We start from the raw sequence: 24,518 nt of genomic DNA, 5'->3' as shown, positions 1-24,518 counted from the left end.
CGTTCTCCTCGTCGGGGCGTGTGGGGTCGATGGTTCCACGGTGGAACCCCGTGCCTCTCACACTATACCCCTAGGGGGTATGACGCCAAGAGGCGCCACGGCGCGCGTCCCGGTGCCCGTCCCGATGGGCCAGCGACCGCACCCAGCCGACGCCGAGCAGAGCGACGAGCACCAGGCCGCCGAGCGAGAACAGCGCGAACAGGTGCCCCTGTACGGCACTGGGCCGGGCGAGGTACCCCTGCGCGAACAGCACCGCACCCGCGTCGGCGCCGGTCAGCCGGGCCACCAGCCACAGCGCGAGGCCGTGCGTGGAGTCCCACAGGGCGTGCAGCAGGGCGACGGCCACACAGGTGGCGATCACCGGCGGGGGGAAGCGGAAGCGCCCGCTCGCCCGGCGGTGGGAGAGCAGGACGCAGCCCGTGATCGCCGTCCACAGGCCGTGCCCGAAGGGCGCGAGCAGGCCCCGCAGGAACTCCGTCTCCAGCAGCGCCCGCAGGTCGGTGCCGTGGGCGGTGACCGCCGCGTCGAAGGCGTACCCGGCGCTCTCCAGCGCGGCGAAGCCGAGGCCGACGGCCGCGCCCAGCACCAGCCCGGCCCGCCTGCCGCGGATGGCCGGCTGCCGGCGCAGCGCGAACACCAGCGCGCCGAGCTTGGCCGCCTCCTCGATCAGCCCGACGCCGACGAACATCCCGAGGGAGGGGCGGAGCAGGTACGACTCCATCGCCGACGCGCCGAGCACGCCGAGCGTGCCGCCGGCCAGGAAGCAGCCGAGGATCGCGCTGACGCCCAGGTCCCGGCCGTGCCGTTCGTACGCCCAGAGCACGAAGGCGACGGGAACCAGGAAGGCGCCCAGCAGGATCAGGATCGGCAGCGGCGCGGTGTCCGCCGTCACGTACGTCGCCAGCGCGGTCAGCGCCCACAGGGCGAGCCCGCCGCCCAGGCAGCGTCTCCACAGGCCCGCCCCGATGCGCGGGTACGGCGGCGGGGGCTGCTGCGGGCCGGGGATGCGGGCCCTGGGCGCGCCGGGCGGCGGAGAGTGGGTCACGTCGGGTCCCCCTCGGGCTCCTCGGACTCCTGCTGGGCGATTCATCCCGCACCCTATGCAGACGCGCCCTTTGTCGCAGTCCGGGACATCCCGTTGCCGCGGTCCGGAACGGCCCGTCGGGTCAGCAGTGTCCGAGCCGGTCGCCCACCAGCGGATCCAGGTAGCGGACCAGCACGTTCTTGACCTCCTGGACGTAGGCCTCGCGCTCGGCGCCCTCGTGGGCGAGGACCAACTCCAGGCCGGCCTTGTAGATCCCGAGGCAGACGTGGGCCGTGCGCGTGAGGTCGGCCGGCGCGGTCTCGGGCAGCAGGGAGGCGAGCAGGTCCTCGACGCGGCCGATCAGGGTCGCGTGCAGCTGGTCGTGCGACTCGGTGATCCCGCCGGGCATGTCGGGGCCGTGCATCAGCGCGAAGAAGACCGGGTGCTCGGTGTTGAACGCCATGAACCGGTCGACGGCCGCGCCGACCGCCTCCTCCAGCGGAGTGGCCGGGTCGACCGGGGCGAGGGCCTCGCCGTAGGTCTCCCGCATCCGGTGCATCAGCCGGTCGCCCAGCTCGATGGCGATCGCTTCCTTGTTCGGGAAGAACTGGTAGAGCGTGCCGGGCGAGACGCCCGCCTCGCGGGCGATGGCGTTGGTGCTGGCCGCGGTGTAGCCCGTGGCACAGAAGACCTGGGCGGCGGCCTCCAGGAGCTGCTCGATACGGCGTTCGCCGCGCGCCTGCCGGCGGCGCGGCTGCTCCTTGTCGGCGGTGTCGGACACCGGTTATCCCCAGCCCTTCGGAGGCGATTGACAAACGCGAGTGGTCGCTCGCATTCTTGAGAAACGCGAGCGATCTCTCGTGTTTGCCAGTTTATGGCAATGACCGATCCATGCTGCCTGCCTGTACAGACATGGGTCACGGTGAAGGGGACACCGCACGATGACCGAAGTCAACAAGGCTGCGCGCACGGGGGACGGACCACCCCGGCCCGGTGGCTGGACCCGATTCGTGACCGCCCGGCCCCGCCTGTCGCTGCTCGTGGCCCTGGTGCTCACCGCGCTCGCCGTGCTGGCCGGCGGCGGCGTCGCGGACCATCTGGGCAGCGGCGGCTGGGAGGACCCGGCCGCCGAGTCCACGTACGCGACCAAGGCGCTGGAGCGCGAGTTCCCCGACTCCCAGCCCAACCTGCTGCTCCTGGTCGACTCCGGCCGCGCCTCGGTCGACGACCCCGCGGTCGCCGCCGAGGCCCGCGACCTGACCCGGCGGCTGGCCGCCGAGCACGGCGTGACCGGCGTCGGCTCCTACTGGGGGACCAAGTCGCCCGGCCTGCGCGCCACGGACGGCCACGAGGCGCTGATCGCCGCCCGCATCACCGGCGACGAGAACGCGATGGGCCGGACCCTGGACCGCATCACGCCCCACTACCGGGGCACGCACGGCCCGGTCCAGGTGAGGATCGGCGGCATCGTCGCGGTCCGGCACGAGATGCAGACGATCATCAAGGAGGACCTGACCCGCGCCGAGATGATCGCCCTGCCGATCACCCTGGTGCTGCTGGTGATGGTCTTCGGCAGCGCGATCGCGGCCCTGCTCCCGCTGGGCATCGGCATCGTCGCCATCCTCGGCACCAACGCGGTGCTGCGCGGCCTGACGACCTTCACCGACGTCTCCGTCTTCGCGCTGAACCTCACCACGGCCCTCGGCCTGGGCCTCGCCATCGACTACGCCCTGTTCATCGTCCGCCGCTACCGCGAGGAACTGTCCACCGGCGCCCGCCCGTTGACCGCCGTCGGTACGACACTGCGCACGGCCGGACGCACGGTGCTGTTCTCCGCCCTCACCGTCGCGGTGTCGCTGGCCGCCATGATGCTCTTCCCGCAGTACTTCCTGCGGTCCTTCGCCTACGCCGGCATCGCCGTGGTCCTGCTCGCCGCGGCCGCCGCCCTGATCCTGCTCCCGGCGGCCCTGATCCTGCTGGGCCACCGGGTCAACTCCCTCGACCTGCGGCGCCTGTTCCGCCGAGGCCGCGCCCCGAAGGCCACCGGCGCCGAGGGCACCGCCTGGGCCAGGACCGCCTCGCTCGTCATGCGCCGTGCCCCGCTCTTCGCCCTCGGCACCAGCGCCCTGCTGGTGATCCTCGGACTGCCCTTCCTGGGCGTGAAGTTCGGCACCGCCGACGACCGCCAGCTGCCCTCGGGCGCCGAGTCGCACGTGGTGCAGCAGCACATCCGGGACGGCTTCCCGGGCACCCCCGGCGGCGGTCTGGAGGTGCTCGCCGAGGGCAGGGCCACCGAGGCCCAGTACGCCGACTACAAGCAGCGGGTGGCCGCCCTGCCCGAGGTGGTCCGGATCGACGGCCCCCTGGTCAGGGGCGACGCGGCCTACTTCACGGTGCAGCCCAGGGGCGAGGCAGTGGACCCCGACGCCCAGCGCCTGGTCGGCGACCTGCGCTCGCTGAAGACCCCCTTCGACACCAAGGTGACCGGCACGGCCGCCGTCCTGGTCGACTCCAAGCACGCGATAGGTGAACGGCTGCCCTGGGCGGGCGCGTTCATCGCGGTCGTCACCCTGCTGCTGGTCTTCCTGCTCACCGGCAGCGTGCTGATACCCCTGCAGGCGGTGGTGCTCAACGCGCTCAGCCTGACGGCGATGTTCGGCGCGGTCGTCTGGGTCTTCCAGGACGGCCACCTCTCCGGCGCGCTCGGCTTCACCAGCCCCGGCTCCATCGAGACCACCCTGCCCGTCCTGATGTTCTGCGTGGCCTTCGGCCTCTCCATGGACTACGGAGTGTTCCTGCTCTCCCGCATCAAGGAGGAGTACGACCGCACCGGCGATCACAACGAGGCGGTCCGCCACGGGCTGCAGCGCACCGGCGGTCTGATCACCGCGGCGGCGGTCATCCTCGCGGTGGTGATGGTCGCCATCGGCACCTCCCGGGTGACCAACACCAAGATGCTCGGCCTCGGCATCGCCCTCGCGGTCCTGATGGACGCGATGGTCGTCCGCAGCCTGCTGGTCCCCGCGATCATGCGGCTCACGGGCCGCGCCACCTGGTGGGCCCCGGCACCGCTGCGCCGCTTCCACGAACGGTTCGGACTGAGCGAGGGCGAGCCGGCCGCGCCCGCCGAGGAGGACGAGGGCAAGGGTGAGGGCAAGGACGAGGACAAGGAGGAGAAGGAGACCGCGACGGTGTGAACGGCGGGGGGGGGGCTGGGAAGCTGGGGCCCATGAGAGCCGTGGTGTTCGAGAAGTACGGGGAGCCGGCCGAGGTGCGGGAGGTGCCCGACCCGGAGCCCGCCGAGCACGGGGTCGTGGTCCGCGTCGAGGCGACCGGCCTCTGCCGCAGCGACTGGCACGGCTGGATGGGCCATGACCCGGACATCACGCTGCCGCACGTGCCGGGGCACGAACTCGCCGGTGTCGTCGAGGCGGTGGGCGCCCGGGTGACCGGCTGGCGGCCCGGTGACCGGGTCACCGTGCCGTTCGTCTGCGCCTGCGGCGGCTGCCCGTCCTGCGCGGCCGGCGACCAGCAGGTGTGCGAGCGCCAGACCCAGCCCGGCTTCCACCACTGGGGCTCCTTCGCCCAGTTCGTGGCCCTGGACCACGCAGACGTGAACCTGGTCGCGATCCCGGACGGGATGGCGTACGCCACCGCCGCCGCCCTCGGCTGCCGCTTCGCCACCGCCTTCCGCGCGGTGGTGCAGCAGGGCCGGGTCGCGGCGGGGGAGTGGGTCGCGGTGCACGGCTGCGGCGGGGTCGGACTGTCGGCGGTGATGATCGCGGCGGCCTCGGGGGCGCGCGTGGTCGCCGTCGACGTGTCGCCCCAGGCCCTCGACCTGGCGCGGAAGTTCGGGGCGGCCGAGTGCGTGGACGCGAGCGGCGTGCCCGACACGGCCGCCGCCGTCCGGGAGCTGACCGGCGGGGGTGCCCACCTCTCTCTCGACGCCCTCGGCTCGCCCGTCACCTGCGCGTCATCCGTCGAGTCCCTGCGCCGCCGGGGCCGGCACGTCCAGGTCGGCCTGCTGCCCTCGGCCGACGGCACCACCTCCGTCCCGCTGGCCCGCGCCATCGCCCTGGAACTCGAACTCCTCGGCAGCCACGGCATGGCCGCCCACGCCTACCCGGGAATGCTGGAGCTGGTGCGGTCCGGGGTGCTGCGCCCCGACCTGCTGGTGACGCGGACGATCCCGCTCGACGCGGCCCCGGCCGCCCTCGCGGCGCTGGGCACGACGCCCGGGGCGGGCGTGACGGTCATCGAGCCCTGGAGCTGAGCGCGGCCCACTCGCGGTCGAGGATCGCCATGATCACTTCGTCGGCCCACTCGCCGTCCCGCCGCTGCACCTCGCGCCGTACCCCCTCGACCATGAATCCGACCTTCTCGTAGACGTGCAGGGCCCGGCGGTTGTCGGCGTAGGCGCCCAACTCGATGCGGTGCAGGCCGAGTTCCCCGAAGCCGTGGCCGACGATCAGCCGGGTCGCCTCGGTGCCGATGCCGCGGCCGCGGCCCCGGGGGCCGATGAGCGTGCGGAAGGTGCAGCTGCGGGCGGCCGGGTCGTACTCGTTCAGGACGACCTCGCCGAGGAGCTCGCCGGTCGCGGGGTCGGTGACGGCCAGGTCGAGACGGTCGGGGGCGGTGGCACGGGAGCCGTACCAGGATTGCAGCCGTTCCAGGGTGAGCTCGTTGGACGGCTCATACGTGAAGCGGAGGACCTCGGGGTCGGCGATGATCTCCGACATGACGTCGGCGTCGGCCTCGGTGAAGGGCCGCAGGACGGTCTTCCGGCCGGTCAGAACGGGTTTGACGGAGAAGCTCATGCGACGACTGTGCCCCACGCGGCAGGTGGGGCACAGCTGCTTTTCCGGGAGGTGCGGTGCAGGTCAGTCCCCTCGGCGACCCCGGTTGCCCGGCCGGGAGGCGACCCAGGCGCGGACGGTGTCGGCGTACCAGTAGGGCTTGCCGCCTTCCACGTGGTCGGGCGGAGGCAGCAGGCCGTGCTTGCGGTAGGACCGTACGGTGTCGGGCTGCACCCGGATGTGCGCCGCGATCTCCTTGTACGACCAGAGCCTTCGGTCGGTCATGCGTTGCACCTCCCTGCGTGCGCCGCGGCGGCGACCGGGAACGGCCGTCGAGGGAGCCGGGCGCTGCGCTGGCGATCACCAAGCCTGTGTCCGGTGAACGACACAGAGTGACCGTGGGAAAGCGGCTGTCGATCGGGTGTGACGCAGGGGCCGCGTATGCGTGACACCTGTGACAAGAGCGTCGTATTTGTGACACGCCTGCCGAAAAGAGCCCCTACGCCTCCGAGTGCGCCCCTACGCCCCGCCGGGTGCGCGCCCAAGCCCGGTGGGGCGTCCCGTCCCCGTGAGCCCTACGCCCCGCAGGACCGCAGGAAAGCCCGGGTCCGCCGGGCGATCGGCAGTGGTGCGTCCGGCTCGCAGGGGTACATGTCCTGCTCGACGATCGCGAACAGATCGACGCCCAGCCGCTGCGCCGCCTCCAGCACCGGTCCCAACTCGGGCACCCCGGAGGGCGGTTCGCACATCACGCCCTGCGCGACGGCCGGACCGAACGGCGTGCCCTTGGCCCGGACGTCGGCCAGGATCTCCGGGTCCACCTGCTTCAGGTGCAGATAGCCGATCCGCTCGCCGTAGGTCTCGATCAGCTTGACGCTGTCCCCGCCGCAGTAGGCGTAGTGCCCGGTGTCCAGGCACAGCGACACCAGGTCGGAGTCGGTGCCGTCCAGGAAGCGGGTGACGTTCTCCTCGCTGTCGATGTGGGTGTCGGCGTGCGGGTGGACGACGATCGTCAGGCCGTACCGCTCCCGCACCTCCCGCCCCAGCCGTTCGGTCAGCGCGGTCAGATTGCGCCACTGTTCGGGCGTGAGCTCGGAGGGCTCCAGCACCTGGCCGGTCTTGTCGTCCCGCCAGAAGGAGGGGATGACGACCAGGTGGCGGGCACCCATCGCCTGGGTGAGGGCGGCGATGTCGGAGACGTGCGCCCAGGTCTTGTCCCAGACGGGCTCGCCGTGGTGCAGGCCGGTGAAGACGGTGCCGGCCGACACCTTCAGGCCACGCCGGGCGGTCTCCTCGGCGAGCACGGCCGGGTCGGTCGGCAGATAGCCGTAGGGGCCCAGCTCGATCCACTCGTAGCCGGAGTCCGCCACCTCGTCGAGGAAGCGTCGCCAGGGGACCTGCCGGGGGTCGTCGGGGAACCACACGCCCCAGGAGTCGGGCGCCGATCCGATCTGGATACGGGAGAGTGAGGAGGGTGACAGCGACGTCATGCCGGTCAGCGTGCGGGGCTCCGGAAAGCGGTGTCAAGAGCTGGTCCGAATGTCCGGACAAAATATTGACAGGGGTCGGCGGGCAGGACTAGAAAGCCGGGGGAGAGCCGCGTGAGCCGTAGCGGCGCGCCGGAGAGCGAACCGGGCAGCGCGCAGAAGGGAAGCCGATGGCGTACGACCTGATCACCATGGGGCGGATCGGAGTGGACCTCTACCCGTTGCAGACCGGAGTCCCGCTCGCCCAGGTGTCGTCCTTCGGCAAGTTCCTCGGCGGCTCGGCGACGAACGTCGCGGTCGCCGCGGCCCGGCTCGGCCGGGACACCGCCGTGATCACCCGCACGGGCGATGACCCGTTCGGCGTCTATCTGCACGAGGCCCTGCGCGGCTTCGGCGTCGACGACCGCTGGGTCACCCCGGTCACCGGCCTGCCCACGCCGGTCACCTTCTGCGAGGTCTTCCCGCCGGACGACTTCCCGCTCTACTTCTACCGGCAGCCCAAGGCCCCCGACCTGGAGATCGACGCCGACGGCCTGGACCTGGACGCCATCCGGGACGCCCGCATCTTCTGGGTCACCGGCACCGGCCTGAGCGAGGAGCCGAGCCGCACGGCGACCCTCGCGGCCCTCGCCCACCGGGCCAAGTCGGGTACGACCGTCTTCGACCTCGACTGGCGGCCCATGTTCTGGCGGGACCCGGAGTCCGCCCGCCCCTTCTACGCCGAGGCGCTGCGCCACACCACCGTGGCCGTCGGCAACCTGGACGAGGTGGAGGTCGCCACCGGGCTGCGCGAACCCCATGCCGCCGCCCGCGCGCTCCTCGCCGCCGGGGTCGAGATCGCCGTCGTCAAGCAGGGACCCAAGGGCGTGCTCGCCGTGAACAGCGCGGGCGAGTCCGCCGAGGTGCCGCCGCTCCCGGTGAACGTCCTCAACGGCCTCGGCGCCGGTGACGCCTTCGGCGGCTCCCTCTGTCACGGCCTCCTCGAAGGCTGGGACCTGGAGACGATCATGCGGTACGCCAACGCGGCCGGCGCCATCGTCGCCTCCCGCCTGGAGTGCTCCTCCGCGATGCCCACCCCCGACGAGGTGGCCGCCGCGCTCGACGCCGGAGCGGTGCTGTGAGGGCGGGGCGCGTGGCGGGCACGCACACCGAGGGCGGGGGCGCCGGCCGGCGTCCCCGCGTGGACGTCGCCGAGCTGGTCCGTATCCGCACCCACCATCCCGAGGCGATCGCCGAGGCCGCCGTCCGCCGGGCCCGGCGCCCGCTGCTGAACGAGAACGGCCGGCTGATGATCGTCGCCGCCGACCACCCGGCCCGGGGCGCGCTCGGCGTCGGCGACCGGGGGCTCGCCATGGCCAACCGCGCCGACCTGCTGGAACGCCTGTGCCTGGCGCTGTCCCGGCCCGGCGTCGACGGCGTCCTCGCCACCGCCGACATCCTCGACGACCTGCTCCTGCTCGGCGCGCTCGACCACAAGGTCGTCATGGGCTCCATGAACCGCGGCGGCCTGCAGGGCGCGAGCTTCGAGCTGGACGACCGCTTCACCGGCCACCGCCCCGAGGACATCCAGCGCCTCGGCTTCGACGCCGGCAAGCTGCTGCTGCGCATCGACTACGACGACCCGGGCTCCCTGACCACCCTGGAGTCCACCGCCCGCGCCATCGACGACATGGCCGCGCGCCGGCTGCCCGTCTTCGTGGAGCCGTTCATCAGCCGCCGCACCCCGGAGGGACGGCTGCGCAACGACCTGTCCGCCGAGGCGGTCACCCGGTCCATCGCCATCGCCTCCGGCCTCGGCGGCTCCTCGGCCTACACCTGGCTGAAGGTGCCGGTCACCGAGAACCCCGACGACATGGCCCGGGTCATGGAGACCTCCACGCTGCCCGCCGTGCTGCTCGGCGGAGACATCGGCGACTCGCCCGAGGAACAGGTCGCCGCCTACGAGAAGTGGCGCGGGGCGCTCCAACTCCCCACCGTGCGCGGCCTGGTCGTCGGCCGCTCGCTGCTGTACCCGGCGGACGGCGACGTGGCCGCCGCCGTGGACACCGCCGTAGGACTGCTGTGAGGGCCGCATGACCAGCACCGACCTGCACCTGCCGAACGGCACCACCGCGAACCCCCCGTACGCCGTCGACATCGACCCCAAGTTGGCCGGCTGGACACACAGCAGCCTGCGCGTCGTCGAGTTGGCGCCCGGCGGGAGTCATACGTTCACCACCGGGGACAGCGAATGGATCGTGCTTCCGCTGCGGGGCGGATGTACGGTGCGAATCGAAGAGAACGAGATCCAACTCCTGGGCCGGGAGAGCGTGTTCGCGGACGTCTCCGACTTCGCGTACGCCCCCCGGGACGCCCGGGTCCAGATCGCCTCCGGCGCGGGAGGCCGCTTCGCCCTGGCAGGAGCGAAGTGCGAGCGACGACTCCCCGCCCGCTACGGCCCCGCGCCGGAGGTCCCCGTCGAACAGCGCGGCAGCGGCAACTGCGCCCGCCAGGTGCGCAATTTCGCCTCCGCCGACGCCTTCGACTGCGACAAGCTGATCGCCGTCGAGGTGATCACCCCCGGCGGCAACTGGTCCTCGTACCCGCCGCACAAGCACGACGAGCACCGGCCGGGCGAGGAGTCCGAGCTGGAGGAGATCTACTACTTCGAGATCGACGGCCCGGGCGGGCTCGGCTACCAGCGTGTGTTCCCCTCGCGGGAGGGCGGCGCCGACGTCCTCGCCGAGGTGCGCACCGGCGACGCCGTGCTCGTCCCCGACGGCTGGCACGGCCCGTCGATCGCCCAGCCCGGGCACACCATGTACTACCTGAACGTCATGGCCGGACCCGGCGCCACGCGCGAGTGGCGGATCTGCTTCCACCCCGACCACGCACAGACCACAGGGGGGTACCGATGACCACCGCGACGACGAGACTCACGGTCGCGCAGGCGCTCGTCCGCTTCCTCGCCGCCCAGTACACGGAACGCGACGGCGTACGGCACCGGCTGATCGGCGCCACCTGGGGCATCTTCGGGCACGGCAACGTGGCCGGGCTCGGCCAGGCGCTCGTCGAGTACCCCGGGCTGATGCCGTATCACCAGGGCCGCAACGAGCAGTCCATGGTGCACGCGGCGGTCGGCTACGCCCGCCAGTCGAACCGCCTGTCCACGCACGCGGTGACGACCTCCATCGGCCCGGGCGCGACCAACCTGGTCACCGGCGCCGCCCTCGCGACCATCAACCACCTGCCGGTCCTGCTGCTGCCCGGCGACGTCTTCGCCGCCCGCCCCGCCGACCCGGTCCTCCAGCAGCTGGAGGTGCCGTACGCCGGCGACGTGTCGGTCAACGACACGCTGCGCCCGGTGTCCCGGTACTTCGACCGGATCACCCGGCCCGAGGCCCTGATCCCCAGCGCCCTGCAGGCCATGCGGGTCCTCGCCGACCCGGTGGAGACCGGCGCGGTGACCCTCGCCCTGCCGCAGGACGTGCAGGCCGAGGCGTACGACTGGCCGGAGGACTTCTTCGCCGAGCGCGTGTGGACCGTACGACGGCCGGGCGCGGACCCCGCGGAACTGGCCGAGGCCGTCCAGGCGATCCGGGCCGCGCGCCGGCCCCTGGTCGTCGCGGGCGGCGGGGTCCACCACAGCCGCGCCGAGGACGCCCTCGCCGAGTTCGCCGAGGCCACCGGGATCCCGGTCGCCTCCACCCAGGCCGGCAAGGGCTCCCTGCGCCACGACCATCCGCAGGACGTCGGCGGCATCGGCCACACCGGCACCGCGACCGCGAACGAGCTGGCCCGCACCGCGGACCTGGTGATCGGCGTGGGCACCCGGTACACCGACTTCACGACCGCCTCCGGCACCCTCTTCGAGAACCCGGACGTCCGCTTCCTGAACCTCAACATCGCGCCCTTCGACAGCCACAAGCTGGCCGGGCTCCCGCTGGTCGCCGACGCCCGCAGCGGGCTGGGCGAGCTGACCGAGGCGCTGGTGATGCACGGGCACCGGGTCGCCCGCTCGTACGTCCGCGAGTACACCGAGGACAAGGAGCGCTGGGAGCAGCGCGTCGACGCCTGCTTCGAGGCGCACGAACCGGACGTACGGCCGACCCAGCCGCAGGTCGTCGGCGCCCTCGACGCCCTGGTGGACGAGTCGGACATCATCATCAACGCGGCCGGCTCGCTCCCGGGCGACCTGCACAAACTGTGGCGGGCGCGGTCGTACGACCAGTACCACCTGGAGTACGGCTACTCCTGCATGGGCTACGAGATCCCGGCCGCGATCGGCGTGAAGCTCGCCGCGCCCGAGCGGAACGTGTGGGCGCTGGTCGGTGACGGGACGTATCTGATGATGCCGACGGAGATCGTGACCGCCGTCCAGGAGGGCGTCGCGATCAAGATCCTGCTCGTGCAGAACCACGGGTACGCCTCGATCGGGGGCCTGTCGGAGTCGGTGGGCGGTGAGCGGTTCGGCACCGCGTACCGCTACACCGCCGAGGACGGCACCTTCACCGGCGCCCCGCTGCCCGTCGACCTCGCCGCCAACGCGGCCAGCCTGGGTATGCGGGTGCTGCGCGCGAAGACCGTGGAGGAGCTGCGCACGGCGCTCGCCGAGGCGCGGGCCGCCGACACTCCCACATGTGTCTACGTGGAGACCGAAACGTCCGACACTGTGTCGGGCGCGCCTCCGGCGCAGGCCTGGTGGGATGTTCCTGTGGCCGAGACCGCGACCCGACCGTCGGCGGTCAAGGCACGTGAGCTGTACGAACGGCACGTCTCGACCCGACGCCGCCATCTGTAGTAAGGAGTCTCTGGGCATGACGAAGATCGTCAACCACTGGATCGGCGGGAAGACCGTCGAAGGCGCGTCGGGCACGTACGGTCCGGTCACGGATCCGGCGACCGGCGCGGTCACCACGAAGGTCGCCTTCGCCTCCGTGGAGGAGGTCGACGCGGCGGTCGCGGTGGCCAAGGACGCCTTCGCGACCTGGGGCCAGTCCTCGCTCGCGCAGCGCACCACCATCCTCTTCAAGTTCCGCGCGCTGCTCGACGCCCACCGCGACGAGATCGCCGAGCTGATCACCGCCGAGCACGGCAAGGTGCACTCCGACGCGCTCGGCGAGGTCGCGCGCGGCCTGGAGATCGTCGACCTGGCCTGCGGCATCAACGTGCAGCTCAAGGGCGAGCTGTCCACGCAGGTCGCCAACCGGGTCGACGTGGCGGCGATCCGCCAGCCGCTCGGTGTCGTCGCGGGCATCACGCCGTTCAACTTCCCGGCGATGGTTCCGATGTGGATGTTCCCGATCGCCATCGCGACCGGCAACACCTTCGTGCTGAAGCCGTCCGAGAAGGACCCGTCGGCCTCCATCAAGATCGCCGAGCTGCTGGCCGAGGCCGGGCTGCCCGACGGCGTCTTCAACGTCGTCCACGGCGACAAGGTGGCCGTCGACCGCCTGCTGGAGCACCCGGACGTCAAGGCCGTCTCCTTCGTCGGCTCGACCCCGATCGCCCGCTACATCCACACCACCGCCTCCGCCCACGGCAAGCGCGTGCAGGCGCTCGGCGGCGCCAAGAACCACATGCTGGTCCTGCCGGACGCCGACCTGGACGCGGCCGCCGACGCCGCCGTGTCCGCCGCCTACGGCTCCGCGGGCGAGCGCTGCATGGCCATCTCGGCCGTCGTCGCCGTCGGCTCGATCGGTGACACGCTGGTGGAGAAGATCCGCGAGCGCGCCGAGAAGATCAAGATCGGCCCGGGCAACGACCCGACGTCCGAGATGGGCCCGCTCATCACCAAGGTGCACCGGGACAAGGTGGCGTCGTACGTCGAGGGCGCCGCCGCCGAGGGCGTCGAGGTGGTCCTGGACGGCACCGGCTACACGGTCGAGGGCTTCGAGGACGGCCACTGGATCGGCATCTCGCTGCTCGACAAGGTGCCGACCAGTGCGAAGGCGTACCAGGACGAGATCTTCGGCCCGGTGCTGTGCGTGCTGCGCGTCGACACGTACGAGGAGGGCGTGGCCCTCATCAACGCCTCGCCGTTCGGTAACGGCACCGCGATCTTCACCCGGGACGGCGGCGCCGCCCGCCGCTTCCAGCTGGAGATCGAGGCCGGCATGGTCGGCGTGAACGTGCCGATCCCGGTGCCGGTGGGCTACCACTCCTTCGGCGGCTGGAAGGACTCGCTCTTCGGCGACCACCACATCTACGGCAACGACGGCACGCACTTCTACACCCGCGGCAAGGTCGTCACCACCCGCTGGCCCGACCCGTCCGAGGCCCCGGCGGGCGTGGACCTCGGCTTCCCGCGCAACCACTGAGCCCTCCGCAGCCCCTTGTCAGGCCGTCCGGATTCCGGACGGCCTGACATTTTTTTGACGCCTTGGCTGCGATTCTCGTTTCGGCGGGATGAAACGGATGACGAAGGGGTTATGGGCGGATGACCTTCGAAAGCAAGGTCACATTCGGCCAGGGCTTGATGGATGCTCCAATAGGGCTTCACGGCCTGGGAAAGTGATGTGAGATGCGCCGTGGCGCGGGTGCGGATTCCGAAGGTAAACGGCCATTGACGTGGTGGTTTTCGTCGGGGTTCTATGCAGCGCCGGGAGCGGACCAGAGGACCGCACGACGAGCCGCCGGAGGCGATAGCGCTCCCGACCCCACCCTCACTCGCACCAGTCGATCGGAACCGCCGCATGACCGACACGCTCCGCCCTGTCGACACAGCTGTCATAGAGGCCCCTGACGCCTCCGACAGCCCTCAGAAGCTCAAGCGTTCCATCGGCGTCGTCGGAGGCACCCTGCTGACGCTGTCGTGCGTCACGCCCGCCTCCACGCTCTTCGTGGTCGTCCCCGACCTCTTCGGCTCCCTCGGCACCGCCACCGCCCTCACGATCGCCATCGGCTCCCTCCTCTGTATCGCCGTGGCGTTCTGCTACTCCGAGCTGGGCACCCTCATCCCCAGCGCGGGCGGCGAGTACGCCATGGTGTCGACGATGGCCGGGCGGCTCGCGGGCTGGCTGGTCTTCGTGCTGTCCCTGCTGGTCGTCATGATCGTGCCGCCCGTCATCGCGATGGGCACGGCGGACTATCTGGCGCCCATCGTCCACCTCGACCCGGCCATGACCGGCGCCGGCGTGATGCTGCTCGCCACCCTCGCCGGCCTGCTCGACCTGCGCGCCAACGCCTGGATCACCGGCATCTTCCTGGTCCTGGAGGTCATCGCCGCCGGTGTCGTCGCCCTGCTGGGCTTCTCGCACAGCCACCGCGGGATGGGCAGCCTGGTCTCCATGCAGGTGGCCGGTGAACACGGCCACACCGACACCGTGACCGCCATGCTGGTCGTCTCCGGGCTCGCCATCGCCCTCTTCGTCACCCAGGGCTTCTCGACCGCCGTCTACCTCTCCGAGGAGCTGGAGCACCCGCGCCGCAACGTCGCCCGCACGGTCCTGGCCACCCTCGCGATCTCCACCGTGATCATCCTGGTCCCGGTCGCCGCCATCACCATGGGCGCCGGTGACCTCCAGGAGCTGACCGGCGGCGACATCAGCTCCATGGTCACCGCCTGGTCCAACTCCGCGGTCGGCACCTTCGTGAGCCTGTGCGTGGCCCTCGCGATCATCAACGCGGGCATCGTCATGGTCATCCAGAACTCCCGCGTCCTGTTCGCCTCCGCCCGCGACAAGGCCTGGCCCGAGCCCGTCAACAACGTCTTCTCCAAGCTCGGCCGCTTCGGCTCCCCCTGGGTCGCCACGCTCGCGGTCGGTGTCCCCGGCGCGCTGCTCTGCTTCGTCAACCTGGACACCCTCTACGGCGTCACCGGCGTCTCGGTCACGGGCATGTACCTGCTGGTCGCGGTCGCCGCCCTGCTCTCCCGCCGCGGCTCCCACAAGCACACGCCGGCCTGGCGGATGCCGCTGTGGCCCGCGATGCCCGTCCTGCTGATCGCGGTCCTCGCGTACATCCTGACCCAGCAGGAGGCGAGCTACCTGCTGTGGACCGGCGGCATCACCGCGGTCGCCACCCTCTACTGGGCCCTCTACCTCCGCCCGCGCCGCGACACCCGCTGGCTGGTGTCCATCCCGGAGGACGCGCAGGCCTGACGGCCGCCGCCGTCAGCGGCCGTGAGCGGCCGTGAGCGGCCGTCATGTGAAGTCCCACGTCATCACCGTGCACGTCCCGTCGTCCTTGCCGCCCGCACTGCGATACGCGGCAAGGGCGACGTCGTTTCCGGTGTCGACCCCGACCCACATGCCGTAGCAGCCCCGCTCCCGCGCCAGCCCGGCCAGCCGCAGCACCAGCGCCCGCCCGATGCCACGGCGCCGGTACGGCTCACCGACCCCCAGCTCGTACAGGAACATCTCGGTGCCCTTGTCGGGGTGCACGGTCTCGACCCCGCTGACGAAGCCGACGGGGACGTCCCCGCCGTCCGCCCCGTCCTCGTACGCGAGGAACAGGTGGTGCCCGGCGGTGGTGAGGAAACGCTCCGCCCACTCGGGGCGCACGGGGTGGTCGAAGAGGTGCTGTGCGGCGGTGAGCTCGGTGACGGTGGTGGCCCGGCGAATCTCCATGGGGCTTCTCGTACCACGTCCGAAGTACGCGACGGGAGCCCCGTACTCCCCAGGGAGGGGCCCGGGTTCAGACCGGGGGCAGCCGCCGTTGTCGGTGGCGGCCCGTACCGTTGAGGCATGGATCTTCGAGTGCCCGCGCCCGCGCTGCGAGGGCTGCTGAAGGGGCCGCGGCGGCTGATGGCCGCCGCGGCCGCTGTCGTGGTGCTCGCCGGTGCCGGCACGTGGACGGCGGTCGCCTCCGACGACCCGCCGCCGGTGCACCGCAGTGACCGGGTCATGACCATGGCCGACGGGACGCGCATCGACACCTCCTACTTCACCGGCGCCTCCACCGGCCGCCGCCCCGCCGTCCTGCTGGGGCACGGCTTCGGCGGCAGCAAGGACGACGTACGGCAGGAGGCCGAGGACCTCGCCCGCGACGGGTACACGGTGCTGACCTGGTCCGCGCGCGGCTTCGGCCACTCCACCGGAAAGATCGGGCTGAACGACCCGAAGCACGAGGTCGCCGACGTCTCCCGGCTCATCGACTGGCTCGCGCGGCAGCCCCAGGTCCGCCTCGACAAGGCGGGCGACCCGCGCGTGGGCGTGGCCGGCGGCTCCTACGGCGGCGCGATCTCCCTGCTCGCCGCCGGGTACGACCACCGGGTCGACGCCATCGCCCCGGCCATCACCTACTGGAACCTCGCCGACGCCCTGTTCCCGGACGGCGTGTTCAAGAAGCTGTGGGCCGGCGTCTTCTTCAACACCGGCGGCGGCTGCGCGAAGTTCGAGCCCGATCTGTGCCGGATGTACGACCGGGTCGCCGAGTCCGGCACCCCGGACGCCGCCGCCCGCGCCCTGCTGGAGGAGCGCTCGCCGTCCGCGGTCGCCGGCCGCATCAAGGTGCCCACCCTGCTGGTGCAGGGCCAGACCGACTCCCTGTTCACCCTCGCCCAGTCCGACGCCGCCCAGAAGGCGATCGGGGCCAACGGCGCCCCGGTCGACGTCGACTGGATCGCGGGCGGCCACGACGGCGGCGACATGGAGACCGGCCGGGTCCAGGGCCGCGTGACGGCCTGGTTCGACCGCTACCTCAAGGGCGACACGTCCGCGGGCACCGGCCCCGCCTTCCGCGTCACCCGCACCGGAGGCGTCGACTCCACCGACGGCGCCGCCCAGCTGCGCGGCGCGAGCGCCAAGACCTACCCCGGCCTGCACGACCACCAGAAGGCCATCGCCCTCAGGGGCGGCACCCAGCACCTCGCCAACCCCGCCGGCGCCAGCCCGCCCGGCGTCTCCGCCCTGCCCGGCCTCGGCGGCTCCGGCGGACTCTCCCAGCTGTCCGCGCTCGGCGTCGGCATCTCCCTCGACTTCCCCGGCCAGTACGCCAGGTTCGACTCGGCGCCCCTGCGCACCGGCCTGCGCATCACCGGCTCGCCGACGGTCACCGCCCACGTCACCTCCACCGCCGAGGACGCCGTCCTGTTCGGCAAGGTGTACGACGTCGGCCCCGACGGCATCCAGCAGGTGCTCCCCTCCCAGCTCGTCGCACCCCTGCGGGTCACCGGCGCCAAGGCCGGCAAGGACGTCACGATCACCCTCCCGGCGATCGACCACGAGGTGCAGAAGGGCCACCGGCTCCGCCTGGTCCTCGCCTCCACCGACCTCGGCTACGCCTCACCGGCCGCCCCGGCGACCTACACCGTCTCCCTCAAGGGGGACCTGAGCGTGCCGACGGCCCCCGCCGTCACCACCGCCGCGGCCCCGCTGCCCGCCTGGGTGTGGTGGCTGCCCTTGGCCGGCGCCCTCGCCGCGCTCGCCCTGCTGCTCACCGCCCGCCGCCGTACGACCGCGCCCGCGCCCGACCCGGACCTCGCCGACGTCCCGCTCCAGATCAGCGACCTGAGCAAGCGGTACGCCCGGTCCACCGACCGGTACGCGGTGCGCGACCTGTCCTTCCGCGTGGAGAAGGGCCAGGTCCTCGGCCTGCTCGGGCCCAACGGCGCGGGCAAGACCACCACCCTGCGCATGCTGATGGGCCTGATCACCCCGGACGGCGGCGAGATCCGCGTCTTCGGGCACGCGATCCGCCCCGGCGCACCCGTGCTGTCGCGGGTCGGCGCCTTCGTGGAGGGCGCGGGCTTCCTGCCGCACCTGTCCGGCCGGGAGAACCTGGAGCTGTACTGGCGGGCCACCGGCCGCCCGCCCGAGGACGCCCACCTGGGCGAGGCCCTGGAGATCGCCGGCCTCGGCGACGCCCTCGCCCGCGCGGTGCGCACCTACTCCCAGGGCATGCGTCAGCGCCTGGCCATCGCCCAGGCCATGCTCGGCCTGCCCGACCTGCTCATCCTGGACGAGCCCACCAACGGACTCGACCCGCCCCAGATCCGCGAGATGCGCGAGGTGATGATCCGTTACGCGGCCGCGGGCCGCACGGTCATCGTCTCCAGCCACCTCCTCGCCGAGGTCGAGCAGTCCTGCACCCACCTCGTGGTGATGGACCGCGGCCGCCTCGTCCAGGCGGGCCCGGTCGGGGAGATCGTGGGCTCCGGCGACACGCTGCTGGTCGGCACCGGCACCCCCGTGGAGGAGCCGGTCGTGGAGAAGGTGGCCGCGCTGCCCGGCGTCGCCTCCGCCGTCCGCACCGAGGACGGGCTGCTGGTCCGTCTCGACCCCGGCGGCACCGCCGAGCGGCTGGTCGTGGAGCTGGTGCGCCTGGAGGTGCCCGTCGCCTCGGTCGGCCCCCACCGGCGCCTGGAAGACGCCTTCCTCACCCTGATCGGAGGTTCCGCATGAGCACGCTGGCCGAGCGCACCGAGACGGCCTCCGGCTACCGCGCGGGCCACACCCTGCCCCTGCGCGTGGAGCTGGTCCGCCAGCTCAAGCGGCGCCGCACCCTGGTCATGGGCGCGATCCTCGCCGTGCTGCCGTTCGTCCTGCTGACCGCGTTCGCCATCGGAGGCAGCCCGTCCGGACGCAACGGCCAGGTGACGCTGATGGACACGGCCACCGCGTCCGGCGCCAACTTCGCCGCGGTCAACCTGTTCGTCTCGGCGGGCTTCCTGCTGGTGATCCCGGTCGCCCTGTTCTGCGGGGACACGGTCGCCTCGGAGGCCGGCTGGTCGTCCCTGCGCTATCTGCTGGCCGCGCCCGTGCCCAGAGCCCGGCTGCTGTGGTCCAAGCTCGTCGTGGGGCTCGGGATGAGCCTGGCCGCGATGGTGCTGCTGCCGGTCGTGGCCCTCGCGGTCGGCACGGCCGCCTATGGCTGGGGCCCGCTGCAGATCCCCACCGGCGGCGCGCTGGACGCGGGCACGGCGGCACAGCGCCTGGTGGTCGTGGTGGCGTACATCTTCGTGTCCCAACTGGTCACCGCGGGGCTGGCGTTCTGGCTGTCGACGAGGACGGACGCCCCGCTCGGCGCGGTCGGCGGCGCGGTCGGCCTGACCATCGTCGGCAACGTCCTGGACGCCGTCACCGCCCTCGGCCACTGGCGCGACTTCCTGCCCGCGCACTGGCAGTTCGCCTGGGCCGACGCCGTCCAGCCCCACCTGGAGTGGACCGGCATGATCCAGGGCACCGCCATCTCCGTCACCTACGCCCTGGTGCTGTTCGCCCTGGCCTTCCGGGGGTTCGCCCGCAAGGACATCGTCTCTTGAGGCTCAGCTCGCGTTCCGGGCCGGCGGACAACACGACGGCGGGTCACCGGGGGAACCGGTGACCCGCCGCGGCGGCGCGCTCGATCAGCCGTTGCTGGTGCCGTTGGCCGACAGCGCGGAGATGTCGTCCAGGAGGTGCGAGAGCGGCTCGTCGCCCTTGGCCTGGGTGGAGTTCTCGGTGCACTGCTGGTTCTGCGGGGCGGACAGGACCGGGATGTCCTGGACGCCGACGTTGGCCAGGGCCAGGATCGACTGGGCGTTGACCTTGGCGGGCAGACCGACGCAGGGCTTGTTCAGCGAGCCCTGGACCAGCGACAGCTGCGGGCTCAGGTCGCCGTTCGTGCTGGAGTTGCCGAACGACTGAGTGGCGCTGTTACCGCTGTAGGAGGTCGTGCCGTTGTCGTCGCCCAGCGCGAGGGCCTGGGGGGCGGCCACACCCGCGAGACCGGCGACGGAGGCGGCGACAGCCGCGGTTGCCCACAGCTTCTTCATGTTGATTTCCCTTCGAAAGGCGGACTCCGGGGAGGAGCTGCGTGATCGTCAACGGCGGAGACTCCGCCGTGGTTGCGGTTTATGCCCCGATTGGACCAGTGCAGTCCGATGAATGCACAAACGCCCCCCTGAGGCTGAACGCGCCTACGCCATCTGGGGCGTTCGCAGGACCGACCGGAGGCAGGACGGCGGGCCGCCGAGGAGTCGGCGGCCCGCCGTCCGGAGCCCGCGTGGGGGCCCGGAGATCTCCGGATCAGCCGTTGCCGGTGCCGTTGCCGGCCAGTGCGGAGATGTCGTCCAGGACGTGCGAGAGCGGCTCGTCGCCCTTGGCCTGGGTGGAGTTCTCGGTGCACTGCTGGTTCTGCGGGGCGGACAGGACCGGGATGTCCTGGACGCCGACGTTGGCCAGGGCCAGGATCGACTGGGCGTTGACCTTGGCGGGCAGACCGATGCAGGGCTTGTTGAACGAGCCCTGGATGAGCGCGAGCTGCGGGCTCATGTTGCCGTACGTGGCGGAGTTGCCGAACGACTGCATGGCGCCGTTGCCGCTGTAGGTGGTCGTGCCGGTGTCGTTGCCGATGGCCAGGGCAGGCGACGCGGCGCCGACGGCGGCAGCGGCGACCGCGGCGGAGGCCAGAACCTTCTTGATCACTTGCAATTCCCTTCTGAAGAAACCCCGTCCACCGGAGCGACCGGATCAACTGCCGATACCCCTGACGAGTTGCTCCCGTTCACCCCAATGGCCCATGACCGGGAAGAAAACGCGCCTGGGTGGGTGCCGGGGAATTCCACCGGTTCCCCGAGTCCGAACGATCCGATCGGGTGATCTCCCGCAACCAATCGGCCGCGGCCGGGTTGATGCCAGGGCAGGAACGTGGGTCTTGGCGAGGAGTCAGGAAAGGAAAGCGAAATGCTGAAGAAGGCAATGGCCGCGGCGGCGGTCGCCGCGTCCCTCATCGGTGTGTCGGCGGCGGCGGCCCCCCAGGCGCTTGCCCTCGGCGACGACACGGGCACCACGTCGTACAGCGGGAACAACGCCGCGGAGGCGTTCGGCAACAGCACGACCAATGGGGCCATGAGCCCGCAGACCACGCTGGTCCAGAGTTCGCTCAACAAGCTCTGCGTCGGCCTGCCCGCGAAGGCGGACGTGCAGTCGGCGGTGGCTGTCCTGGCCAACGTCGGCGTGCAGGACGTCCCGGTCCTGTCCGCCCCGCAGAACCAGCAGTGCGCCGAGAACTCCACCCAGGCCAAGGGTGACGAGCCGATCTCGCACGTCCTGGACGGCATCTCCGCGCTGTCCGCCAACGGCACCAGCAACGGCTGATCCCAGCCGGCCGAGGACCGCTCGGGCGGCGCGTGCGATGTCCGCGCCGCCCGAGCGGCTTTTGTCGTTTTTCCGGGCCCTGTCTTTGCTTCCTCTTCGAAGAAGCGTTTCTCTTCGCACCGGGGCGACTGTGCCAACCTGTCAATTCTGTGAGGGCGTTCGAGTGAATTGGGGGGCGACGCGCGTTCCGTAGTTTCTTCTCCTGTCTATCCCTCGTTCTACAGCCTGCCGGTCATGGTGCGAGCCGTTCAAGCTGTGCTCGCTCGGTTTCGGCCGACAAAGGGGCATGACCGCAGAGAAGGGAAAAGTTCATGAAGAAGAGCGCTGCTGTCGTCGCCGGCGCGATCCTGGCCCTGGGCGGTGCCGCCCCCGCCTTCGCCGATGCCGGTGCCGAGGGCGCCGCCACCGGTTCCCCGGGTGTGCTGTCCGGCAACACGGTCCAGATCCCGATCCACATTCCGGTCAACGCCTGCGGCAACACGGTGGACGTCATCGCCCTGCTGAACCCGGCGTTCGGCAACACCTGCAGCAACACCTGACCGCATAACGCAACGCATCAGCCCACCGGCTGTGTTCTGGCCGGCCTCGGACGGTCGATCCTTCGATTCCGTGTTCCGAGGCCGGCCTTTCCACTTCTTCGAGCAGGAAGACAACTCGATTGCGACAGACCCTCGGCAAGGGCGTGGTCGTGGCCGCCGCAGCAACGAGTGTGCTGTCCTTGTACGGCGGCCGGGCGCTCGCCGACTCGGGCGCGCACGGCGCGGCACAGGGATCCCCCGGTGCACTGTCCGGCAACACCGTCCAGGTTCCGGTGGATGTCCCGGTCAACGTCTGCGGCAACTCCGCCGACGTGGTGGCGGCCGCGCTGAATCCGGCTTTCGGTACCTCCTGTGCGAACGCCCACGGTTCGACTTCGAACGCGGCTCCGCCTCCCGGTGGGGGCGACCACACTCCGCCGCCCGGCGGTGGCGGGCGCCGGAGGGTGCCACGCAGTCTTCCGCGCACGGGCGGTGATGCGGCGGTCATGATCGCGACCTCGTTCGCCGGCGTTGCGCTGATCGCGGCCGGCATCGTCCTGTACCGGCGCGGCCGAGCCGCGTCCCGCCGGTAGCGTGCAGGGGGGCCGGACCCGGGGTACGGCCCCGCCGGCCTCCGTGACTCCGCGCCGTTGACAGGGCGCGCGAGGCTCAGGACCCGTCGCCGAAAGCCGGGTGCCGACCGATGTGTCCGCGGGTCGCCCGCGCCGCCCCGGTTGCCGCCGGGGGCGCAGGGCCCGGCGGCAACCGGGGGCGGGGCCGGCGCTCACCGTCGTACGCGGCGGCGGGGCCGGGGAATTGCGCATGCCCGGCGGTGCCTCTCGCGCGTGCGGGAGAGGCCGCAACTTTAGTGACCAGACGTACCGATGCGGAGAATCTGGCCACGTGTGTCGGAAATGTGAAGACGCCCTCTCGGGGAGATCACTCCATTGGCGGCGCAACTCCGAAGAGCGCGGCGCGTTGACACAGCGCCGGGCATTCCGCCCGATGTTTTGTGTCGATCCCAAGGAGCACCTCTCCATGTCGCGTATTGCGAAGGGTCTGGTCCTGACCTCCGCCGCCGTCGCGGCCGTCGCCGGCGGTGCCGGTGTGGCCTCCGCCGACTCCGGCGCATCCGGCCTCGCCGCCAACTCGCCGGGCGTGCTGTCGGGTAATGCCGTCCAGGTCCCGGTTCACGTTCCGGTCAATGTCTGCGGCAACACGGTGGACGTCATCGCCCTGCTGAACCCGGCGTTCGGCAACACCTGCGTCAACGACTGACATCGGGACGCAGCCCTTCGGCCGGCCGTCCGCCCGCGCTTCGTCAGCGGGCGGGCGGCCGGTTCGCTTCCCCCAGATGGGTCGCTCAGAGTGTTCGCGCAGTTGCGGTTCGTCACCAAGGGTTCAACGGTGGGATCAAGGCCCCTGCTTTGGAAAGGAACCCCCTATGCGTGGTCTACCCGCGCGGCGTATCGCCTCCACCGCTTTTTCCACAGCCCTCTTGGTCGGCATCGCCGGCCCGGCCGCCGTAGCCGCCGACGCGTCCCATCAGTCCGCCCATGCGGCCCTCCGCCAGCCCGTCCCCGGCGCGGAGAAGCTGCTCGCCCAGATCAAGGCGCTGGGCAGAACCAACTCCGCCCTCACCCCGGTCGTCAACCTGCTCGACGCATCGCTCCGGAACGGGCGACTGTCCCCCGCCGAGGCCAAGCGACTCGGCGACGCGGCGAAGGCCGCCATCGGCAAGGTCGCCACCAAGGCCACACGGACAACGGTGGCCCTGCCGAAGACGCACGCCACGCCGAGTGCGGCCGCTACGCCGAGTGCGGCGGCCACGCCGAGCACGGTGGCTACGCCGAGTGCGACGGCTACGCCGAGTGCGGCTGCTACGCCGAGTGCGGCGGCCACGCCCAGCGCTGCCGCCTCGCCGAGCAAGCCGGCCGTGCCGAGTACGCCGGCGACGCCGAGCACCGTGGCAAGCCCGAGCACCGCGGCCCTGCCGAGCGCGGCGACTCCGAGCGCCGCGGCCGTACCGACCGTGGCCTCCCCGAGCGCCGTGGACACGGCGGCCTCGCCGAGCACGATGAGTACGCCGAGTGCCTCCGCCTCGCCGAGCACCCCGGCCGAGCCGGCTGTTCCGGCGACTCCGTCCACCGCTTCCACCCCGAGCGGCGAGGTCACTCCGTCCGCGGCGGCCACGCCGAGCACCCCGGCCGCCCCGAGCCTCCCCGCTGCCGAGTCCCCGGCGGTGGTGCCCGCGCTCGTGACGACCGCTGACGACGCCGGGGTGCCGGCGGCACGCGATCTGACCGACGACGAGCTCGCCGCGTTGCAGGATGCGATCGACGCGCTGATCATGGCCGTCACCTCCGACCTCGATGACGTTCTGGCGGCCGTCGCCGACGTGGTTGACCTGCTGACCTCGACCCTGCCGACCGTGCCGCCCGTTTCGGTGCCGCCCGTGCCATCCGTGCCGCCCGTGCCATCCGTGCCGCCCGTGCCATCCGTTCCGCCTGTACCGTCCGTGCCGCCAGTGCCGTCCCTGCCCCCGACCATGCCCCCGACCCCGACCATGCCCCCGACCCCGACCCCGACGATGCCCCCGACCCCGACCCCGACCATGCCCCCGACCCCGACCCCCGAGCTTCCGCTCACCAGCTGACGCGCGACCCCCACGACCTCAGCCGTTGTGCCGACGG

Annotated in this window: 23 protein-coding genes; 15 read left to right on the top strand and 8 right to left on the bottom strand. The window is 71.9% G+C overall.

The genetic code is table 11. The features are described 5' to 3' along the window. Window positions 1-70: 70 nt before the first annotated feature. Together ABZ865_RS27225 and ABZ865_RS27220 are read right to left on the bottom strand one after the other, a co-directional pair. Window positions 71-1,045: a PrsW family intramembrane metalloprotease gene (locus ABZ865_RS27225; protein WP_361235578.1), complete on the bottom strand. Its 975-nt coding sequence runs from the start codon at window positions 1,043-1,045 to the stop codon at window positions 71-73. A 121-nt stretch (window positions 1,046-1,166) separates the two neighbouring features. After that, window positions 1,167-1,805, bottom strand: coding sequence for a TetR family transcriptional regulator (locus ABZ865_RS27220; protein WP_361235575.1), 639 nt, complete (start codon window positions 1,803-1,805; stop codon window positions 1,167-1,169). 160 nt (window positions 1,806-1,965) lie between these two features. Between ABZ865_RS27220 and ABZ865_RS27215 the strand changes: the two genes are divergently transcribed. Together ABZ865_RS27215 and ABZ865_RS27210 are read left to right on the top strand one after the other, a co-directional pair. Then, window positions 1,966-4,221, top strand: coding sequence for an MMPL family transporter (locus ABZ865_RS27215; protein ID WP_361235572.1), 2,256 nt, complete (start codon window positions 1,966-1,968; stop codon window positions 4,219-4,221). Window positions 4,222-4,253: 32 nt separating this feature from the next. Continuing rightward, window positions 4,254-5,297, top strand: coding sequence for a zinc-dependent alcohol dehydrogenase family protein (locus ABZ865_RS27210; RefSeq protein WP_361235569.1), 1,044 nt, complete (start codon window positions 4,254-4,256; stop codon window positions 5,295-5,297). Here ABZ865_RS27210 and ABZ865_RS27205 read toward each other — a convergent pair. The 3 genes from ABZ865_RS27205 to ABZ865_RS27195 all read right to left on the bottom strand — a co-directional run bounded on the left by ABZ865_RS27205 (window position 5,278) and on the right by ABZ865_RS27195 (window position 7,310). Next, entirely contained in the window at window positions 5,278-5,841 is a 564-nt protein-coding gene (locus tag ABZ865_RS27205) for a GNAT family protein (RefSeq protein ID WP_361235566.1), read from the bottom strand. The genes ABZ865_RS27210 and ABZ865_RS27205 overlap by 20 nt on opposite strands. A gap of 63 nt (window positions 5,842-5,904) precedes the next feature. Then, on the bottom strand, window positions 5,905-6,105 hold the full coding sequence (locus ABZ865_RS27200; protein WP_100826341.1) for a MerR family transcriptional regulator: 201 nt from the start codon (window positions 6,103-6,105) through the stop codon (window positions 5,905-5,907). Between the two features lie 290 nt (window positions 6,106-6,395). Beyond that, the gene (locus ABZ865_RS27195; protein WP_361235563.1) at window positions 6,396-7,310 is read right to left on the bottom strand and encodes a sugar phosphate isomerase/epimerase; all 915 of its coding nucleotides are present in this window, start codon (window positions 7,308-7,310) and stop codon (window positions 6,396-6,398) included. 167 nt (window positions 7,311-7,477) lie between these two features. On the opposite strand from ABZ865_RS27195, the gene iolC reads away from it, so the two are divergent. The 6 genes from iolC (at window position 7,478) to ABZ865_RS27165 (ending at window position 15,388) form a co-directional block, all read left to right on the top strand. Continuing rightward, window positions 7,478-8,428 carry a 5-dehydro-2-deoxygluconokinase gene (iolC, locus tag ABZ865_RS27190; RefSeq protein ID WP_361235560.1) on the top strand — a complete coding sequence of 317 codons (951 nt, stop codon included), beginning with the start codon at window positions 7,478-7,480 and terminating at the stop codon, window positions 8,426-8,428. Between the two features lie 11 nt (window positions 8,429-8,439). Next, window positions 8,440-9,372, top strand: a complete 933-nt coding sequence (locus tag ABZ865_RS27185; RefSeq protein ID WP_361235558.1) for a deoxyribose-phosphate aldolase — start codon at window positions 8,440-8,442, stop codon at window positions 9,370-9,372. Window positions 9,373-9,379: 7 nt separating this feature from the next. Then, a complete protein-coding gene (gene iolB / locus ABZ865_RS27180) occupies window positions 9,380-10,204 on the top strand; it encodes a 5-deoxy-glucuronate isomerase (RefSeq protein WP_361235555.1) in 825 nt (274 codons plus the stop codon). Continuing rightward, window positions 10,201-12,087, top strand: a complete 1,887-nt coding sequence (iolD, locus tag ABZ865_RS27175; RefSeq protein WP_361235552.1) for a 3D-(3,5/4)-trihydroxycyclohexane-1,2-dione acylhydrolase (decyclizing) — start codon at window positions 10,201-10,203, stop codon at window positions 12,085-12,087. Before iolB ends, iolD begins: the two co-directional genes overlap by 4 nt. A gap of 16 nt (window positions 12,088-12,103) precedes the next feature. Next, entirely contained in the window at window positions 12,104-13,606 is a 1,503-nt protein-coding gene (gene mmsA, locus ABZ865_RS27170; protein ID WP_361235549.1) for a CoA-acylating methylmalonate-semialdehyde dehydrogenase, read from the top strand. Between the two features lie 375 nt (window positions 13,607-13,981). Then, window positions 13,982-15,388 (top strand): APC family permease, encoded by a 1,407-nt coding sequence (locus tag ABZ865_RS27165; RefSeq protein ID WP_361235546.1) that lies wholly within the window; start codon window positions 13,982-13,984, stop codon window positions 15,386-15,388. A 42-nt stretch (window positions 15,389-15,430) separates the two neighbouring features. On the opposite strand, the gene ABZ865_RS27160 is transcribed toward ABZ865_RS27165, so the two are convergent. Next, window positions 15,431-15,856 (bottom strand): GNAT family N-acetyltransferase, encoded by a 426-nt coding sequence (locus ABZ865_RS27160; RefSeq protein ID WP_361235543.1) that lies wholly within the window; start codon window positions 15,854-15,856, stop codon window positions 15,431-15,433. A gap of 117 nt (window positions 15,857-15,973) precedes the next feature. Between ABZ865_RS27160 and ABZ865_RS27155 the strand changes: the two genes are divergently transcribed. Both ABZ865_RS27155 and ABZ865_RS27150 read left to right on the top strand, forming a co-directional pair. Further along, entirely contained in the window at window positions 15,974-18,631 is a 2,658-nt protein-coding gene (locus ABZ865_RS27155) for a CocE/NonD family hydrolase (protein ID WP_361235540.1), read from the top strand. Further along, complete coding sequence (locus ABZ865_RS27150; protein WP_361235537.1) at window positions 18,628-19,491, top strand: ABC transporter permease; 864 nt, start codon at window positions 18,628-18,630, stop codon at window positions 19,489-19,491. Before ABZ865_RS27155 ends, ABZ865_RS27150 begins: the two co-directional genes overlap by 4 nt. 84 nt (window positions 19,492-19,575) lie before the next feature. Here the strand turns inward: ABZ865_RS27150 and ABZ865_RS27145 are convergent, their stop codons facing one another. Continuing rightward, window positions 19,576-19,983, bottom strand: coding sequence for a rodlin (locus ABZ865_RS27145; protein ID WP_361235533.1), 408 nt, complete (start codon window positions 19,981-19,983; stop codon window positions 19,576-19,578). A 253-nt stretch (window positions 19,984-20,236) separates the two neighbouring features. Next, entirely contained in the window at window positions 20,237-20,635 is a 399-nt protein-coding gene (locus ABZ865_RS27140) for a rodlin (protein ID WP_361235530.1), read from the bottom strand. 258 nt (window positions 20,636-20,893) lie between these two features. On the opposite strand from ABZ865_RS27140, the gene ABZ865_RS27135 reads away from it, so the two are divergent. From ABZ865_RS27135 to ABZ865_RS27115, 5 genes are all read left to right on the top strand, one after another. Continuing rightward, window positions 20,894-21,307 (top strand): rodlin, encoded by a 414-nt coding sequence (locus tag ABZ865_RS27135; RefSeq protein ID WP_361235527.1) that lies wholly within the window; start codon window positions 20,894-20,896, stop codon window positions 21,305-21,307. Window positions 21,308-21,618: 311 nt separating this feature from the next. Continuing rightward, entirely contained in the window at window positions 21,619-21,846 is a 228-nt protein-coding gene (locus ABZ865_RS27130; protein WP_361235524.1) for a chaplin, read from the top strand. A 119-nt stretch (window positions 21,847-21,965) separates the two neighbouring features. Further along, window positions 21,966-22,418 (top strand): chaplin, encoded by a 453-nt coding sequence (locus ABZ865_RS27125; protein WP_361235521.1) that lies wholly within the window; start codon window positions 21,966-21,968, stop codon window positions 22,416-22,418. Window positions 22,419-22,863: 445 nt separating this feature from the next. Further along, the gene (locus ABZ865_RS27120) at window positions 22,864-23,103 is read left to right on the top strand and encodes a chaplin (RefSeq protein ID WP_361235518.1); all 240 of its coding nucleotides are present in this window, start codon (window positions 22,864-22,866) and stop codon (window positions 23,101-23,103) included. A 166-nt stretch (window positions 23,104-23,269) separates the two neighbouring features. Continuing rightward, window positions 23,270-24,481, top strand: a complete 1,212-nt coding sequence (locus ABZ865_RS27115) for a hypothetical protein (protein WP_361235515.1) — start codon at window positions 23,270-23,272, stop codon at window positions 24,479-24,481. Window positions 24,482-24,518: the final 37 nt, after the last annotated feature.

Origin of the sequence: Streptomyces sp. NPDC047085 (assembly GCF_040643735.1) — a bacterium.
In the GTDB taxonomy this organism is placed as follows: domain Bacteria; phylum Actinomycetota; class Actinomycetes; order Streptomycetales; family Streptomycetaceae; genus Streptomyces.
Note: the sequence above shows the minus strand (reverse complement) of the source record. Positions and strands in the feature narration are given on the sequence as shown.

Excerpts from the sequence above, each read along its gene's own strand:
- mmsA (WP_361235549.1), top strand. The coding sequence starts at position 12,104 with ATGACGAAGATCGTCAACCACTGGATCGGCGGGAAGACCGTCGAAGGC.
- ABZ865_RS27115 (WP_361235515.1), top strand. The coding sequence starts at position 23,270 with ATGCGTGGTCTACCCGCGCGGCGTATCGCCTCCACCGCTTTTTCCACA.
- ABZ865_RS27215 (WP_361235572.1), top strand. The coding sequence starts at position 1,966 with ATGACCGAAGTCAACAAGGCTGCGCGCACGGGGGACGGACCACCCCGG.
- ABZ865_RS27120 (WP_361235518.1), top strand. The coding sequence starts at position 22,864 with ATGTCGCGTATTGCGAAGGGTCTGGTCCTGACCTCCGCCGCCGTCGCG.
- ABZ865_RS27200 (WP_100826341.1), bottom strand. The coding sequence starts at position 6,105 with ATGACCGACCGAAGGCTCTGGTCGTACAAGGAGATCGCGGCGCACATC.
- ABZ865_RS27145 (WP_361235533.1), bottom strand. The coding sequence starts at position 19,983 with ATGAAGAAGCTGTGGGCAACCGCGGCTGTCGCCGCCTCCGTCGCCGGT.
- iolD (WP_361235552.1), top strand. The coding sequence starts at position 10,201 with ATGACCACCGCGACGACGAGACTCACGGTCGCGCAGGCGCTCGTCCGC.
- ABZ865_RS27150 (WP_361235537.1), top strand. The coding sequence starts at position 18,628 with ATGAGCACGCTGGCCGAGCGCACCGAGACGGCCTCCGGCTACCGCGCG.
- ABZ865_RS27155 (WP_361235540.1), top strand. The coding sequence starts at position 15,974 with ATGGATCTTCGAGTGCCCGCGCCCGCGCTGCGAGGGCTGCTGAAGGGG.
- iolB (WP_361235555.1), top strand. The coding sequence starts at position 9,380 with ATGACCAGCACCGACCTGCACCTGCCGAACGGCACCACCGCGAACCCC.
- ABZ865_RS27160 (WP_361235543.1), bottom strand. The coding sequence starts at position 15,856 with ATGGAGATTCGCCGGGCCACCACCGTCACCGAGCTCACCGCCGCACAG.
- ABZ865_RS27130 (WP_361235524.1), top strand. The coding sequence starts at position 21,619 with ATGAAGAAGAGCGCTGCTGTCGTCGCCGGCGCGATCCTGGCCCTGGGC.
- ABZ865_RS27195 (WP_361235563.1), bottom strand. The coding sequence starts at position 7,310 with ATGACGTCGCTGTCACCCTCCTCACTCTCCCGTATCCAGATCGGATCG.
- ABZ865_RS27210 (WP_361235569.1), top strand. The coding sequence starts at position 4,254 with ATGAGAGCCGTGGTGTTCGAGAAGTACGGGGAGCCGGCCGAGGTGCGG.
- ABZ865_RS27205 (WP_361235566.1), bottom strand. The coding sequence starts at position 5,841 with ATGAGCTTCTCCGTCAAACCCGTTCTGACCGGCCGGAAGACCGTCCTG.
- ABZ865_RS27165 (WP_361235546.1), top strand. The coding sequence starts at position 13,982 with ATGACCGACACGCTCCGCCCTGTCGACACAGCTGTCATAGAGGCCCCT.
- ABZ865_RS27135 (WP_361235527.1), top strand. The coding sequence starts at position 20,894 with ATGCTGAAGAAGGCAATGGCCGCGGCGGCGGTCGCCGCGTCCCTCATC.
- iolC (WP_361235560.1), top strand. The coding sequence starts at position 7,478 with ATGGCGTACGACCTGATCACCATGGGGCGGATCGGAGTGGACCTCTAC.